This is a genomic window from Moellerella wisconsensis (assembly GCF_022592395.1).
In the GTDB taxonomy this organism is placed as follows: Bacteria; Pseudomonadota; Gammaproteobacteria; order Enterobacterales; family Enterobacteriaceae; genus Moellerella; species Moellerella wisconsensis.
Genome location: NZ_CP093242.1, coordinates 3,315,366 through 3,331,848 on the forward strand (window position 1 = coordinate 3,315,366; position 16,483 = coordinate 3,331,848).

Here is a 16,483-nt window from a genome sequence, read left to right on the forward strand (position 1 = left end):
TGCTCTGTTCATAGTTCTGTTCCTAATCCGATATAGAATTGAATTTTTTTATTATCAGGATCACCAATTGGAGTCGCTATATCAAATTTAATCGGTCCTACCGGTGATGCCCAACGGATCCCTGTACCAGCCCCAGTTTTAAAGTCGCTACGCTTAATATCATTCACCGCTTCACCACTATCAATAAACCAAGCACTCCACCAATTACCGGTAAAGTTATACTGATATTCTACCGAGCCAACTAATAGCTTTGATGCCCCTGTCAGTTTACCCTGGCTATCTTCTGGTGATATTTTTTGATAGCCGTATCCTCGAATACTGCCATCCCCCCCCGCAAAGAAACGTAAATCGGGCGGAACTTTCTCAAAACTATTAGTATCAATCCAACCGGCATTACCACGCACGACAAATCGATGACCTTCCCATGGGGTACGGATCCAAACCTGTTTAGCCTGCAATACGGTAAAATCAATATCCGAGCCCCAAAGAGTATTGGATACATCAACAGAATAGCGCTGGCTATCCCCCCAACTAGGCATCATACCTCCACGTTGGCGGATCCGGCTCGCATTAGCCCCCGGATATAATAACATCGTGGTATTACTGATATCCGCCTGTGTAAAGTGACTGAGTGACCACCGCAAATTGACGCCATACTGCCAGCCACTGGAATAATCCCAGTTACGCGATACATTTAATGTCGCAGTGTCTGATTCAGTATCATTAAGATCCGTACGTTTGTATCCGCCTTGAACAGCATAATATTGTTCTAGCGGATTTTTCTTCAATGGGATTTTATAGCTAGCGTCAATAATTTGTTCGGGTTGAGATAAACTAATATTCGAGGTAAAACTTTGTCCTCGGGAGTTTATCCACGGTTTATTCCACGTGGTTTTTAATCTTGGGCCCACGTCCGTAGCATAACCGCCACCCAACTCAATAAAGTTTCGTGCTCGCGGTGACATAACCGCATCCATCGGCAATAAATCAGTATGTTCTTCACGGGCTTTAGCTATATCGGGTGTAACAAGCGCCGAATTAAACCAACCAGTTGCAGCTAAACGACGATTAAACTCAGCTAACTGCTCAGAAGTGTAATATTCTCCCGGCTTAAACGGCGATAAGTTATTTAGATAATCTTCTCTAATTTGAGAACCGGTATAATGTATCGCGCCAAAACGATAGCGTTCACCGCTATCGAAATCAAAATCCCAATAAGAGGCATGCTGTTCTAGCGAGACACCCAATTGGCTTTTAAGCATTTCAGCATCAAAATAGCCTTTACGAACCGCTAAACTACTAAAACCATTTTTAAAACTTTCATAATCAGCATGATTTAAGATAGTTCCTTTTTTCGGTGTATCGGCTTTGATCATTTTGGCATAGGCCGGATCGTCTTTTGCCGCGCCTTCCAAAACAACATTTACGCCTTCCACTAAAATAGGTTGCCCCGGTGAAACAATCGCTGTTAAAACTGAGCGTTCAGGCGGTTTTTTTTCTTGATAGGTAAATTCAATAGTTGGCTGGTAATAACCTAATGGGCGAAGCCCTTGGCGAATGGCTTTATCTACACGAGCACGGAAACGACCATCAGGAGATACCTCATCCTGCGTTATATTTGATAGTTGTACTCGTGCGTTTTTTTCAAGTTGCCCACTTAAACCTTCTATTTTTAATCGTAAGTTTGCACTGTATGCCATCGGAGCTGCGATACACATACAAAGCAAACCAGTGAGGGGGTATCTTGACACGCCGACTCCTAAAATTGATGTTTAATTGACGAGATGATCCAAATCGATTTATTTTGAATAAGATAATCTATATTCACAAGTTTTATTAAAATTTATAACTAATTATATCGATTATAGTTCAAGTTGCAGATACGTTAATGTTTATTCCATTTAGCAATCTGTAGCTCGCACTTTCATTCACCTGCTACCTTACTACTAAGCGTAATGACCACGACATTATGACACTCAACAGTTACGATAAAACAGTAAGACAAATTTAATAATTATAGGAAATTGTATGCCGAATAATAAACGATTCCCACTTGATCCGGCTGAAGCGTTACCCGGAAGAAAAACGCCTTTAATTTATGCACCTTATCATGCAGTTAACCAACATTCGATTCAGATTATCCCCAAATCTGATCACATTGCCTACTTTGCGATGGGATGTTTTTGGGGAGCGGAACGTCTATTTTGGCAGCAAACAGGGGTATATTCTACATCGGTAGGATACAGTGGCGGCATAACAGAAAATCCAACCTATGAAGAAGTGTGTTCGGGTATGACTGGCCATACTGAAACCGTCCGCGTAGTTTTTGATCCCAACCAAATTAGCTATGAGAATTTATTAAAGTTATTTTGGGAGAATCACGACCCAGCCCAAGGTATGCGCCAAGGCGGAGATATTGGCAGCCAGTATCGCTCAGCTATTTATACCGTTTCCGAGCAACAATATCAGCATGCTATCGCTGCTAAAGAGGAGTATCAACAGGCAATGAACGCAGAGGGTGATCAGCGAGTTATCACCACTGAAATCGCGCCAATACATACGTTTTATTTCGCTGAAGATTATCACCAGCAATATCTGTATAAAAACCCGCAAGGCTATTGTGGACTCGGGGGGATCGGTATTTGCCTACCACCTCAGCACAGAAACTAGTCAGATTGTTCTATCTGATGCTATAATACGCGAGCTAATCTTATTGTGGCGGTTATTGACCGCCACTTTTTGTAATTGTCGTTCAAATTGTGTTATTAAAATTGTTCCCTTCAGTCGCAGCTCGCGCTATAAACAAGTGTTCATGAAGGTGCAACACGGATACTCTATGCTTAACAGTTTATTAATTGTTCTTTTATTATGTGCAATCAGCGCATTTTTTTCGCTGTCTGAAATTTCATTAGCGGCTTCACGCCGTATAAAACTCAAACTCATGGCCGATGAAGGCAACATTAATGCCGCCCGTGTACTGAAAATGCAGGAAATGCCAGGCATGTTCTTTACTGTGGTACAGATTGGTCTGAATGCTGTCGCTATCTTAGCAGGGGTCATTGGTGAATCGGCCTTTTCTCCGGCATTAAATAGCTTCTTTATTGAGTTCATGACCCCAAAATGGGCTGAACAACTGGCGACCATTATTTCATTCACTATTGTCACCAGTATGTTTATTTTATTGGCCGACCTGACGCCAAAACGCATCGGTATGATTAAACCGGAAGTGATTGCTATCCGTATCGTCAATCCAATGCGCTTCTGCTTAGCGCTTTTCCGTCCGCTCGTCTGGGTATTTAATGGCTTAGCCGATTTATTCTTTAAAATCTTTAAAATTCCAATGGCTAGGAATGAAGATATTACCTCTGATGATATCTTTGCTGTGGTAGAAGCCGGAGCTGTTGCCGGTATCTTACGTAAACAAGAACACGAATTTATCGAGAATGTTTTCGAACTAGAATCACGCACCGTACCTTCCGCGATGACCTCACGTGAAAGTATTGTCTATTTCGATAAAAATGAAAATGAAGAAAGTATTAAGCAAAAAATATCCACTCAACCACACTCTAAATTCTTAGTCTGTGGCGATGATATCGATCATGTTCTCGGTTATGTTGATTCGAAAGAGCTATTAACCCGCGTACTAAATGGTCATAGTCTTAATCTACATGATGGAGTTAATATCCGTAATGCGTTGATTATTCCTGATACGTTAACCCTGTCAGATACCTTAGAATCGTTTAAAAACTCAGGGGAAGACTTCGCAGTTATTCTTAATGAATATGCGCTAGTGATGGGGATTATCACTATTAACGATGTTATGACCACATTAATGGGTGATTTAATAGGCCAAGGACAAGAAGAACAGATAGTCGTCAGAGATGAAAACTCATGGCTTGTGGAAGGGGGAACGCCAATTGAAGATATTCAACGTATCATGGATATCGATGAATTCCCAGATTGCAGTAATTATGAAACTATCGCTGGTTTTCTGATGTTCCGCCTAAGAAAAATTCCTAAACGTACGGATTACGTCAAATATGCCGGCTTTAAATTTGAAGTTGTCGATATTGATAACTACAAAATCGATCAAGTTTTAGTAACTCGTTTAACTGATCCTCCGGCACCTGTGGTCGTTCATCCAGGTAAATTATCTATAGAAACGGCTAACGCAACCCAAACCAACAAAGAAACTAGTAATGATTAATTATTATCATTAGCGAAGCCGTTTCAACCTAGCTAAATTATGGCGCCATGTTATGTGGCGCTATTTTTTGGCCTATTCAAATATTTTTGGTTTATTTAAATATATAATTATGCCAAACAATAACTCAGCGTTAGCCCAACTCAGTTTTTAATACAATGACCTGTTTATTTACTTCACTCATGACACTGTAATGGCGCTGATCTCTTACTTTTGGTGGTAGAATTTTACCGTAGTCAAATTCAAAAGCACCAAAATCTTTAATGTATAGCCGACCACGAAATAGCGTTTTAACGTAAAGGGCAATTTTTGATGGGTTATAACGGTTAAATATTTTCATGCGAACTTATCCTCCCCTAGCTCTCACGATACATAGTCAGTGGATTATCACTTACCTGTTAACGTCTTGCCTATCATAGACCAGTTTTAATCTGATTAGTTCTATTATTGCAATTTTATTCACAAATTTTACACAATATGACATAAGAATAAATCTGTAAAAATAGATAAATTCAGAGTATCACGGGTATTTTACTAAAATGTTAAATTTTACTTGGTAACTCATCGGATGAGATGTGTTATAAATGACTGCGCGCAAATAATTGGCGAAAATTAATACAATAAAACCAGAAATAACCTCATCTACCCTTACTAAAAAGGTTAAATTATGATTATGAAAAGTTCACTGCAAGCGGTGCTATTCTCGCTAAGTTTACTGCTGCCTTCATTTGGCGTATTGGCGGACAGCATTAAATTAAATCAACCACTCCCTCACATTCAAATTACCGATAAAGGCGAGTTAATGATTAATCAAAAAAATAAATTTAATTATCAAAACTGGAATAGCGATCAATTACTCGGGAAAATACATACCATTCAGCACATTGCAGGACGTTCATCCGCGAAAGAACTTAATGCACCATTAATTGATGCCATAAAAACGGCTAAATTCGCGCCTGAGCACTATCAAACCACCACTATTGTTAATACCGATGAAGCTATTTTTGGCACTGCTAGGTTTGTTCGTAGCAGTTTAGAAGACAGTAAAAAAGAGTTTCCTTATTCACAATTTATCGTTGATAGCCAAGGACAAATAAAAACCGCATGGCAATTAGCAGACAAAAGCTCAGCCATTTTAGTGGTTAATAAACTTGGCCAAGTGATATGGTTTAAACAAGGGGCTTTGACGCCGGATGAAGTAAATAATGTGATTAGATTAATTGATGCTCAATTAATCGAGTAATCATTTTAGTAATCCCACACTGATAATTAGGATAATTAATTTTTGTCTGAAATATCTCAAATCATTTGACCAGTTATATGCGTATTTATATACGCGTGTAACTTATTAACTATTATTGGAGCGGCTATAACGCCATCTAAAGGAGAACAAATATTAAACAATATCGTTTCATTGTTAATAATTAGTTAAAATAACTTAGATTTTTATACTGTCTAAATACACTCTAGAATACCCACACATATTGCATATTTATTGAATAATAAAATAGAAAATATTTATTATTTATCTCACTGTTAATTATAAATAATCATAATATTAATAATAAAATAGATAGCTCGAAGTTTTAATTTATCCTATAAATAGGTAATTTTATCTAATCAATCTATTTTTTAGTTCACAACACAAACCATAAGGTTATTTAATCTATTTTCAGTCTATGTGCTTTAATGTGATTACCGCGTTTCCAGCAGAGTCGAACATAGCTAACTCGCATCAAAAATAGATTAACAAGATAATATAGAGTTATTAACTATAAAATAAACCACAAACCCATTAAAAATCCAAATTAAACTGCAAAATGTCATTATTACACCTAAATATTGCAGATAAGAATTTATTTGTTAATAATGTGATTGGGTTTTATGTTTTAATCCCTATATCAACATCACTATCGTCAAATTAAAATAGCCAATAAAAGGATATGAATAATGAAAAAATTCGCGCTGATTGCTTTAATTTCCACCCTAATGAGTGCACCATTAATGGCCGAAAATGGTGGGTTTAATGGACCAGGAACATCAACTGTGCCAGCAGAAAGAGCACTAAAAGGCGGATTTTCTGGGCCTAATGTGAGTGAAACCAGTGTCGCAAATGCCCTTAAACTTACTGATGATTCGTGGGTTATCTTGCGCGGAAATATCGTAAAACAGCTAGATAATAAACATTATGAGTTTACCGATGGTACCGGTACTATCACCGTTGAAATTGATCACAAAAAATGGCGAGGCCAAACAATAACGCCTACCGATAAAGTTGAAATTCGTGGTGAGATTGATAAAGATTGGTCATCACGTGAGGTTAGTGTAAAAGAGATAAACCTGATCAAATAAAGTATAACGCCAGTAACGTTTTCAATAAGCGTTACTGGCGCTAATTAAATCAGCCTAATAAAACTTATCCAGCTAGAGTAAAGAGACTCTGAATCCTGGATTTAAAAATGACTCTCTTGGTGAATAATCTAATGTATTACCTTTCCAATCAGTCACTTTAGCACCAGCAGCAATAGCGACAGCATGCCCAGCGGCTGTGTCCCAGATATTCGTCGGCCCAAAACGTGGGTACAGCTGCGCTTTACCTTCGGCAACCAAACAAAATTTTAATGATGAGCCAATAGCGACCGTTTCATGTTCACCCATTTGACTCAAATAGTCCTGTAATTCTGCGTCCTGATGAGAGCGACTAACCACAATTAAAGGCAGTGTCGCTTGCGAGACACGGATTAATTGACGATGCCCTTTTTCTTCTTTCCAGGCTTGTCGCCCTTGTCCACAATACAAAATACCTTGTGCGGGAGCATAAACTACACCTAAGATCGGGGCGCCCTGATCAATCAGCGCAATATTAACCGTAAATTCACCATTACGCTTAATAAATTCTTTGGTTCCATCCAGTGGATCAATTAACCAATAACGCTGCCAATGCTGACGCTCTTCCCATGCTGGCGGCTCTTCTTCAGATAATTGGGGAATGGAAGGATCAATTTTACTCAAACCGGCCTTTATAATTTGATGCGCTGCAATATCTGCTGCCGTTACCGGGGAATCATCGGATTTTTTTTCAACTTGTACCGGTGTATCCGCATGATAGATATCCATAATTACGCTTCCGGCTTCTTTTGCCAACTTACAGACTTGTTCTAACATCTGCCACCTCGACTATTATCGTTTGAGAGAAAATAGATTATCAGCCTACTGAGCTGACTGCATCCCCTTTTATTGAATAAAAAAATAGCCGGTGATTAACCAGCTATAATATGTGTATATTCAGAGACTTATCAATAAATTATAGAATTTCTAATAATTCAACTTCAAAAACTAAAGTGCTAAATGGAGGGATAGATGCGCCCGCACCACGTTCACCATAGGCCAATTCTGAAGGAATATATAATTCCCATTTAGAACCTACTGGCATCAATGTTAATGCTTCAATCCAGCCAGGGATAACACCGCTGACAGGGAATTCAGCCGGCTGCCCGCGTTGAACAGAGCTATCAAAGACTGTTCCGTCAATCAGACGACCAGTGTAATGTACACGAACGCGGTCAGTTCGTGCAGGAATTGCACCTTCACCTTGATTGATAACAGAGAATTGTAAACCTGATTCAGTGATAGTCACATCATCGCGTTTTTGATTCTCTTCAAGGAATTTTTGCCCTTCTACTGCCATTGATTTTTGCTTTTCAGTGCGCACAGCATCAGCACGTTCATGGATTTCACGCAGAGCATTATGCAGCGCTTCAACAGGCACTGAAGGCATATTACCTTCCATAGCATCTGTTAAACCAGCAAGAATGGCTTCTGGTTCAAGACCTTCTAAGCCTGACTCTAACAGTTGTTGACCGATCTGAAGCCCAATACCGTAGCTCGCTTGAGCTTCAATTGAATCAAAAGTTTGGTTTGACATTAAATTATCCATTAATTTTAAGCTAAAAAGTAAGGATAACAGCCGCCTCCGTGAGGGTAAACTCATATTTATATACACCATGAATATCATCATCAAATAGGCGATAAGTGATGAAAAAAAGACGTATATATGCGGTCTATAAATGCCAAGAAAATATTAATTCTAGGTGAGTTCCGAAAATGTAGGATATGCGATTAATCTGGCTAGAAATAATGCTAATATTCCATTAATTACAGGTTTTCTTTTCCTCTTAAGGAGGCAATGATGAGGCTATCGATATTTCATCGCGTTGGTATTGCAATCATCGCGATCATTATTTTAATCATATTCTTCTGGCCAACTGAGGATAAAACATCTAACCAGATCGCTTCATCAGAACCTAAACCGATTGTTATTCCACCGCCTAATGAAAGCTTAGAAACACCGCCAAATATTCTGCCTGATACAGCGCAATCACCCGAAGAGGCTCAAGCTCCTATTATTGACGATACCAATAATGTACCGCCGGTAAATGAGTCAAATATCATTCCTATTCAGCCACAATCAGATACAGTAAAGAATAAAGATAAAGATAGAGATAGAGATAGAGATAATAAGAACAAACAAACCCAGAGAGCACCGGTTAATCAAGGAAATACGACTACAGCAGTCTCAGGAAAATGGCAAAATTATCAGATTCAAAAAGGTAAAACCTTAGCGCAGTTATTTAGAGACAATAATTTACAGGCAAATGATGCTTTTGCGATGGCTCGAGTAGAAGGCGGGGACAAACCATTGAGTAACTTGCAACAAGGGCAAAAAATTCGTTTGCAAGCCAATAGCCAAGGGGAAGTGGAACTGCTAGAAATAACTACACCAGAAGGTAAGCATATTAGCTTTGCACGACTCAGTGACGGTGGGTATTATCGCACTCCCTAAAATGAGTTATATGGTCATCATTAACAGCTAAAATTGCTAAAAAATCCATAAAAAAACACCGGCATAAACCGGTGTTTTTTTTGTGCCACTCAAATTAATCAGCAGCACATATAATCATTACAATGATTATGCAGCAACGATCTTAACGTTCAACTGTGCAAAAACATCGCTGTGTACTTGGAAGTGAACTTCGTGATCACCTGTAGTACGCAGAACACCGTTTGGCAGACGAACTTCGCTTTTCGCAACAGTAACGCCAGCAGCAGTTACTGCATCAGCGATATCACGAGTACCGATTGAACCAAACAGTTTACCTTCGTCACCTGCTTTAGAAGACAGAGTGATTGCGCCCAGTGCATTGATTTGCTCTGCACGAGCGTGAGCAGCAGTCAGAACTTCAGCTAATTTAGCTTCCAGTTCAGCACGGCGTGCTTCGAAGAATTCGATATTTTTCTTAGTCGCAGGAACAGCTTTGCCCTGTGGTACTAAGAAGTTACGAGCATAGCCCGATTTAACGTTAACCTGATCACCCAGGCTACCTAGGTTCGCTACTTTATCAAGCAGAATAACTTGCATTACCTTATCCTCTTAAAGTCGTTAATGGACTGTACCTATTACTGATGACGATCAGTATAAGGCAACAGAGACAGGTAGCGCGCGCGCTTGATAGCACGAGCGAGCTGACGTTGGTATTTTGCACGGGTACCGGTAATACGGCTTGGTACAATTTTACCGCTTTCAGTGATGTAGTTTTTCAGCGTTGCGATATCTTTATAATCTATCTCTTGAACGCCTTCCGCTGTGAAACGGCAGAACTTGCGACGACGGAAATAACGTGCCATTTGGCTAGTCTCCAGAATCTATCAATTCAATCTGCTCGGCGTGGAGCACTATTTTATTCAAGCCATTACGCCCTTGATGGCAGCTAATAAAACCTGAAACAGTTACTCTACAACCGACCGTTATACTGTGAGTTAAGGCTTGTATGTCTTGTCCGCTGGCGACAATGGGCATTCTGCACCATGCCTGCCGATATAATCCAGCTTCTTCCTGCTGTGAGCGATGTTCAATCACAAACTGGCAGTGAGGAATACCAGACGGACTCACCTTTCGGAGTAATGCTTTACAGACTGTGCCTGTTAGCACCAATCGATTAGTGGACACTTGGGCAATTACTCTTCAGAATCCCCAGCTTCTTCAGCTTCTTCCTGATAATCATCAGATTGGTCACGGCCGCGACGTTCGTCTCTAGCTTTAACCATGGTAGAAGCTTCTGTCACCGCGTGCTTAACGCGCATAACCATGCTACGGATAACGGCATCGTTGAAGCGGAAGTTAGTTTCCAGCTCATCAATCGCTTCCTGTGGTGCTTCAACGTTCAGCAGAACATAGTGAGCTTTATGCAGTTTATTGATTGGATAAGCCAGTTGGCGACGGCCCCAGTCTTCCAGACGATGGATTTGACCTTGCGCATTAGTGATAACTGCACTGTAACGCTCGATCATACCCGGAACCTGTTCGCTTTGGTCAGGATGGACCATAAAAACGATTTCGTAATGACGCATTAGTAATTGCTCCTTACGGATTAATCAGCCTCCTGTCAGGGCAGCCGCTTCCCATGGAGGCAAGGAACTTATATAAGTGCGGCTGAAAAATTGACGCGTAACTATACCCATCTCTTGAAAAAAATTCAATAGATGAACGTGAATTAATCGCAATTTTTAGGAATTATTTAGTTGCCTAAGCGCTGACGTACCGCTTCAAACAAACATACACCGGTCGCAACAGAAACATTTAACGAAGAAACATCACCCGCCATCGGAATACTGATCAGCTCGTCGCAATGCTCACGCGTTAAACGGCGCATACCTTCGCCCTCAGCTCCCATCACCAAGGCCATAGGGCCAGTTAGTTTACTTTGGTATAAATTATGAGTCGCTTCACCGGCCGTTCCCACAACCCAAATTTGCTGCTCTTGCAGTAAACGTAGCGTTCTGGCCAGGTTAGTCACACGGATTAATGGAACACTTTCCGCCGCGCCACAGGCAACTTTTTTAACAATCGCATTCATGGGTGCAGATTTATCTTTAGGAACAATCACCGCATGAACACCCGCAGCATCCGCATTACGCAGACAAGCACCTAAATTGTGCGGGTCTGTAACACCATCAAGTACCAGTAATAAAGGCGTTTTAGCCTGAGCGATAATATCCAGTAAATCATTTTCTTGGTACTGACGTCCTGGCAGAACATGAGCAATAATGCCTTGATGTGATGCGGCATCAGTCTGCGCATCCATCCACTGACGGTTAGCCACTTGAACCGCTATTCCCATAGCTTCAATTTCATGGATCACTGCCATCAAACGGCGATCTTCACGGCCTTTTAAAATATACACTTCTTTTAGCCGTAGCGGATCGCGCTCCAGCAAGGCTTTCACTGCATGAATGCCATAAATAATTTCGCTCATAATATCTTTTTTATCCACAGGAAATAAAGGGTGGCCAATTAGCCACCCTATTTTATTGAAGCTAGTTTACTCAATCTATGTGATTAAACCTATAGTCATGACTGTTAAAATTTTAAGCGTCTTTATTGACTTTTTTAGTCGCACGTTTAGCCTGCAATTTAGCGGTTATTTTCTTGGTTTTATCCGAAGCTTTTTTAGCTTTTTTTACGCCAGTTTTTTCTGCTTTGGGCTTAGCAGCATCGGTTTTAGCCTGATTTTTAGGGGCTTTTTTAGCTTTTTTCTTAAATGCTGTATCTGGCTGGAAATTAGCATCTTTAGAAAAATCACGATCTTTACGTGATTTACCTTGCCCGCTGTTTCTGGCGTCTTTTTTAGCTTTATCGCGAGCTGTTTTACCCACATTTTTAGCTTTACGCGTCGTTGATATTAAGGCGAAATCAATCTTACGCTCGTCCATATGAACAGCTTCAACTCTAATTTCGACTTCATCGCCTAGACGATAAACGGTATTTGAAGATTCACCAATCAGACGCTGACCAACAGCATCATAACGGTAATAATCGTTATCTAAAGTGGATACATGAACTAAACCATCAATGAACAGTTCATTCAAGCGCACAAAGAAACCAAAACCAGTAACGCTAGTAATCAAACCGGTAAAGACTTGGCCCACTTGATCTTGCATAAAGTCACATTTTAGCCAATCAGCCACATCGCGAGTCGCTTCATCGGCACGGCGCTCTGTCATCGAACAATGCTCACCTAATTGCAGCATATGATCCATATCAGAATGCCAGCCGCCCGTCGGAGTCCAATGTTTTTCGGCTTGTCCTTGCTCTTTAGCTAATAAATATTTAATGCCTCTGTGTAAGGTCAAATCAGGGTAACGACGAATTGGAGAAGTAAAGTGCGCGTATGATTTTAGTGCTAAACCAAAGTGACCACGATTCTCAGGATCGTAAATAGCCTGTTTCATCGAACGCAATAACATGGTTTGCAGCAGCTCATGATCAGGACGCTCAGCAACATCATGCATCACCTGGGCGTAATCTTTTGGATCTGGCGTCATACCCCCCGGCAAGGTTAAACCAAGCTCACTAAAGACAGAACGCAAGTTCATCACGCTCTCTTCTTTTGGACGATCATGAACACGATATAATGCCGGTTCTTCATTTTTCTCAACAAATCGAGCCGCAGCAATATTAGCGAGGATCATACATTCCTCAATCAGTTTATGCGCATCGTTGCGCTGCACTGGCTCAATACGTTCAATTCGACGTTCAGCATTAAAGATAAATTTAGCTTCTTCTGATTCAAAAGAAATCGCCCCGCGTTCTTCACGCGCGCTTTCTAGTGCTTTATATAAATCATGCAGATGCTGTAAATGAGGAACGAGCGGCTGGTAATGTTCGCGCAGTTCTTCATCGCCCTGCAAGATTTTCCAAACTTTGGTATACGTTAAACGCGCATGAGAGTTCATCACCGCTTCATAGAATTTGTATGAAGATAACTTACCACTAGCTGAAATCGTCATCTCACAGACCATACACAAACGATCTACACCAGGATTCAATGAACATAGGCCATTTGATAGCACCTCTGGCAACATTGGCACCACTTGCGATGGAAAATAAACGGAGTTACCTCGGCTTCGAGCCTCATCATCCAGCGCAGTATTAGGACGTACGTAATAGCTAACATCAGCAATCGCCACCCATAAACGCCAGCCACCGCCCTTCTTCGGCGCACAATATACGGCATCATCGAAGTCGCGTGCGTCTTCGCCATCTATGGTAACTAAAGGTAAATCACTTAAGTTAACTCGCCCTTGCTTAGCCGCTTCGGGAACATGTTCGCTTAAATCAGCCACTTGTTTTTCAACTTGAGCCGGCCAGCCATGAGGAATTTCATGAGTACGCAAGGCAATTTCTACCGCCATGCCAGTTCCCATAGTTTCACCCAGCACTTCAGTAATATTACCGACAGCCTGTAAGCGACGCTGTGGACGGCTAACCAGCTCGACCACCACCACATTCCCCATACGTGCACCATTAGTGTGCTCTTTAGGAATTAAAATATCGAAGCTCAAGCGACTGTCGTCTGGCACCACAAAGCCCATGCCTGACTCAAGAAAATAGCGCCCAACAATTTGATTATTGCGAGGAACTAAAACCCGTACGATACGTACTTCAGTACGTCCTTTACGGTCTTGTCCATGAGGTTGAGCCAACACGACATCGCCGTGTAAAGCACGTTTCATTTCGTCAGCAGAAATATAATAATCTTCTTTTTTGCCATCGATACGTAAAAAACCATACCCATCGCGATGCCCAATGACCGTTCCTTTTAATAAATCTAATCTTTCAGGTAATGCATAGCATTGGCGACGAGTAAAAATTAATTGTCCATCACGCTCCATCGCGCGTAACCGGCGACGTAACGCTTCTAAATCTTCTTCTGAACTTAGGTTCAGTATTTTCGCAATCTCTTCACGTTTAATCGGTGCTGGGCGTTGCGATAGGATCTCTAAGATATATTCTCTACTTGGGATCGGTGAATCGTATTTTTCTGCTTCTCTTTTCACATAAGGATCTTGTGACATCGTAGCCTCCGTTGTCATCAGAATTCGCGAATACTATTTTTATGAATACTATTTTTATGAATACTATTTTATTAATAGTTTAGACTAATAGTAGTCGATATAGCGGGCTGTTATCTTTCACCATGTCAGCCAGCGTATGTTTATCTAATTCTTGTAAAAATTGCTCTATCGCTTGGTGTAAAATTCCTTTTAATCGGCATGCGGGCGTTATATGGCAAAAATCCCCACTGCAATTCACCAAAGATAAAGGTTCGAGCGCTCGGACTACGGCGCCAATAGCAATGTTGTCAGCAGGCTGTCCCAGCATAATACCGCCATTTTTTCCACGGATTGCTTTCACATAACCCAAATGACTCAGTTGATTGATAATCTTTACCATATGGTTACGAGATACGCCGTAAACTCCGGTTACTTCAGTAATACTGGTCATTTTGCCCTCAGGGAGAGAGGCTAAATAAATCAGCGCCCGTAGGCCATAATCTGTAAAACTGGTTAACTGCACATCCACCTCGAAAAATTATCATCTAACTTATATGTACCGTAGTACATAGTTCGCATCATCTGCCATATAGAGCGGCTAAATGGTACCGCTGTATAGTACTGCTGTACGGTACTGTTGTATGGTGAAATATTTACGATATAACCACAATAACAAGAAGATAGTATACCCAAATACTGTCGCTAAAATCATCAGAATGGCATTAACGATCATGCTCGCATATTGATAGCCTGTAACCGGATGGATATAGCTTAGTCTATCACAAAGATAATTTGAGAACTTTGAGCAAAATAAAAGGCCCAAATAGTGAATTATTATGTGGTTATTTTCAGGATTAAGCAAAATTGTTCGTTATTTAGCGGAGAAATGGCGGGAGAATGACAATAACTAAGCAAAAAACTAAATAGCGCCTCGGGAGAGGCGCTAATTTCGCAAAACAATTAAGCTGCGTCAAACGGGTCACGTAAGATCATTGTTTCTTCACGATCTGGACCAGTTGAAATGATATCAACAGGCACACCTGTCAATTCTTCAATACGTTTGATGTAATCTAATGCGGCTTGAGGTAATTGATCACGAACTTGAACACCAAAGGTCGTTTCGCTCCAACCTGGCATTGATTCGTAGATTGGTTCTAAACCTTCCCACTCATCAGCTGCTAATGGTGTAGTATCAAGCACGGTGCCGTCTGGACGACGATAACCTACGCACAATTTAACTTCTTTCAGGCCATCCAATACATCCAGTTTAGTCAGACAAAAACCAGACAGGGAGTTGATTTGAACCGCGCGATTAATAGCGACGATATCTAACCAACCAGTACGACGACGACGACCTGTCGTTGCACCGAATTCTTGACCTTTCTCACGCAGGTAATCGCCAATTTCATCAAACAGTTCAGTAGGGAATGGACCCGCACCGACACGCGTTGAATACGCTTTGATGATCCCTAAAACATAATCAACAAAACGTGGACCCAGTCCAGAACCTGTAGCAACGCCACCAGCAGTCGTATTTGAAGAAGTCACATACGGATAAGTACCGTGGTCGATATCCAACAGCGTACCTTGAGCACCTTCAAACATGACTAATTCATTCTTCTGATTTGCTTTATAGAGCAGATCAGAAACATCAACTACCATTCCTGTCAGAATGTCTGCAACAGCCATGATTTCATCCAGAGTTTTCTGGAAATCAACTGCAGGTTCTTGGTAGTAATTAACTAACTGGAAGTTATGATATTCGATGATATCTTTCAGTTTTTCAGCAAATGTTGCTTTATCAAACAAATCGCCTACACGTAAACCACGACGTGCGACTTTGTCTTCATAAGCGGGTCCAATACCACGACCGGTGGTACCGATTGCTTTTGCGCCACGTGCTTTCTCACGCGCGTTGTCTAAGGCAACGTGATAAGGCAGGATTAACGGACAAGCTTCTGAAATATATAAGCGTTCACGAACTGGAACACCACGATCTTCCAATTCTTTCATTTCTTTCATCAGTGCATCTGGCGCAAGAACTACACCATTAGCAATAATACTGATGACATTTTCACGAAGAATACCTGATGGAATTAAATGGAGAACGGTTTTTTCACCGTTAACAACAAGAGTATGGCCAGCATTATGGCCGCCCTGATAGCGAACTACGTATTTAGCGCGTTCAGTTAGCAAGTCAACGATCTTGCCCTTCCCTTCGTCACCCCATTGGGTGCCCAGTACGACAACGTTCTTACCCATGTCAAAATACACTCGGTTGCTTAAAAATGAATTCTACCATCTCAAATAAACTGTTCCAGTTATTTTTAGCATATCAATAATTTTTCATCAAATAGTAGACATGATAAAGCCCGCTAATGCGGG

At 40.9% G+C, this 16,483-nt stretch carries 17 protein-coding genes; 5 read left to right on the plus strand and 12 right to left on the minus strand.

Annotated features, from left to right (window positions below):
* Positions 1-8: 8 nt before the first annotated feature.
* Positions 9-1,751 (minus strand): autotransporter assembly complex protein TamA, encoded by a 1,743-nt coding sequence (tamA, locus tag MNY66_RS14465; RefSeq protein ID WP_053907103.1) that lies wholly within the window; start codon positions 1,749-1,751, stop codon positions 9-11.
* 277 nt (positions 1,752-2,028) lie between these two features.
* On the opposite strand from tamA, the gene msrA reads away from it, so the two are divergent.
* Entirely contained in the window at positions 2,029-2,670 is a 642-nt protein-coding gene (msrA, locus tag MNY66_RS14470; RefSeq protein ID WP_047254815.1) for a peptide-methionine (S)-S-oxide reductase MsrA, read from the plus strand.
* Positions 2,671-2,836: 166 nt separating this feature from the next.
* Positions 2,837-4,207, plus strand: a complete 1,371-nt coding sequence (gene paeA / locus MNY66_RS14475; RefSeq protein ID WP_047254816.1) for a polyamine export protein PaeA — start codon at positions 2,837-2,839, stop codon at positions 4,205-4,207.
* Between the two features lie 130 nt (positions 4,208-4,337).
* Here the strand turns inward: paeA and MNY66_RS14480 are convergent, their stop codons facing one another.
* Positions 4,338-4,544, minus strand: a complete 207-nt coding sequence (locus tag MNY66_RS14480; protein WP_047254817.1) for a DUF1107 domain-containing protein — start codon at positions 4,542-4,544, stop codon at positions 4,338-4,340.
* A gap of 327 nt (positions 4,545-4,871) precedes the next feature.
* Here MNY66_RS14480 and MNY66_RS14485 point away from each other — a divergent pair, with 327 nt between their 5' ends.
* Positions 4,872-5,447, plus strand: a complete 576-nt coding sequence (locus tag MNY66_RS14485; RefSeq protein WP_241501131.1) for a YtfJ family protein — start codon at positions 4,872-4,874, stop codon at positions 5,445-5,447.
* Positions 5,448-6,154: 707 nt separating this feature from the next.
* Complete coding sequence (locus tag MNY66_RS14490) at positions 6,155-6,556, plus strand: YgiW/YdeI family stress tolerance OB fold protein (protein WP_047254979.1); 402 nt, start codon at positions 6,155-6,157, stop codon at positions 6,554-6,556.
* A gap of 72 nt (positions 6,557-6,628) precedes the next feature.
* Here the strand turns inward: MNY66_RS14490 and cysQ are convergent, their stop codons facing one another.
* Both cysQ and fklB read right to left on the minus strand, forming a co-directional pair.
* Positions 6,629-7,369 carry a 3'(2'),5'-bisphosphate nucleotidase CysQ gene (gene cysQ, locus MNY66_RS14495; protein ID WP_241501132.1) on the minus strand — a complete coding sequence of 247 codons (741 nt, stop codon included), beginning with the start codon at positions 7,367-7,369 and terminating at the stop codon, positions 6,629-6,631.
* 139 nt (positions 7,370-7,508) lie between these two features.
* A complete protein-coding gene (gene fklB / locus MNY66_RS14500; protein ID WP_047254982.1) occupies positions 7,509-8,129 on the minus strand; it encodes a BamJ family beta-barrel-assembly machinery protein in 621 nt (206 codons plus the stop codon).
* Between the two features lie 264 nt (positions 8,130-8,393).
* Here fklB and MNY66_RS14505 point away from each other — a divergent pair, with 264 nt between their 5' ends.
* Positions 8,394-9,047 (plus strand): LysM-like peptidoglycan-binding domain-containing protein, encoded by a 654-nt coding sequence (locus MNY66_RS14505; protein ID WP_337252464.1) that lies wholly within the window; start codon positions 8,394-8,396, stop codon positions 9,045-9,047.
* 126 nt (positions 9,048-9,173) lie between these two features.
* Here MNY66_RS14505 and rplI read toward each other — a convergent pair whose 3' ends face one another.
* The 8 genes from rplI to MNY66_RS14545 form a co-directional block, all read right to left on the minus strand.
* A complete protein-coding gene (gene rplI / locus MNY66_RS14510; protein ID WP_241501134.1) occupies positions 9,174-9,623 on the minus strand; it encodes a 50S ribosomal protein L9 in 450 nt (149 codons plus the stop codon).
* Positions 9,624-9,661: 38 nt separating this feature from the next.
* A complete protein-coding gene (rpsR, locus tag MNY66_RS14515; RefSeq protein ID WP_000135199.1) occupies positions 9,662-9,889 on the minus strand; it encodes a 30S ribosomal protein S18 in 228 nt (75 codons plus the stop codon).
* Between the two features lie 4 nt (positions 9,890-9,893).
* Positions 9,894-10,211 (minus strand): primosomal replication protein N, encoded by a 318-nt coding sequence (priB, locus tag MNY66_RS14520; RefSeq protein ID WP_047254975.1) that lies wholly within the window; start codon positions 10,209-10,211, stop codon positions 9,894-9,896.
* An 8-nt stretch (positions 10,212-10,219) separates the two neighbouring features.
* Positions 10,220-10,612: a 30S ribosomal protein S6 gene (gene rpsF / locus MNY66_RS14525; RefSeq protein ID WP_047254974.1), complete on the minus strand. Its 393-nt coding sequence runs from the start codon at positions 10,610-10,612 to the stop codon at positions 10,220-10,222.
* A 167-nt stretch (positions 10,613-10,779) separates the two neighbouring features.
* A complete protein-coding gene (gene rlmB, locus MNY66_RS14530) occupies positions 10,780-11,517 on the minus strand; it encodes a 23S rRNA (guanosine(2251)-2'-O)-methyltransferase RlmB (RefSeq protein WP_047254981.1) in 738 nt (245 codons plus the stop codon).
* Between the two features lie 112 nt (positions 11,518-11,629).
* Positions 11,630-14,119, minus strand: coding sequence for a ribonuclease R (gene rnr / locus MNY66_RS14535; protein WP_047254973.1), 2,490 nt, complete (start codon positions 14,117-14,119; stop codon positions 11,630-11,632).
* Between the two features lie 79 nt (positions 14,120-14,198).
* On the minus strand, positions 14,199-14,621 hold the full coding sequence (gene nsrR, locus MNY66_RS14540) for a nitric oxide-sensing transcriptional repressor NsrR (protein ID WP_047254972.1): 423 nt from the start codon (positions 14,619-14,621) through the stop codon (positions 14,199-14,201).
* A gap of 437 nt (positions 14,622-15,058) precedes the next feature.
* On the minus strand, positions 15,059-16,360 hold the full coding sequence (locus MNY66_RS14545) for an adenylosuccinate synthase (RefSeq protein WP_047254971.1): 1,302 nt from the start codon (positions 16,358-16,360) through the stop codon (positions 15,059-15,061).
* Between the last annotated feature and the right edge of the window lie 123 nt (positions 16,361-16,483).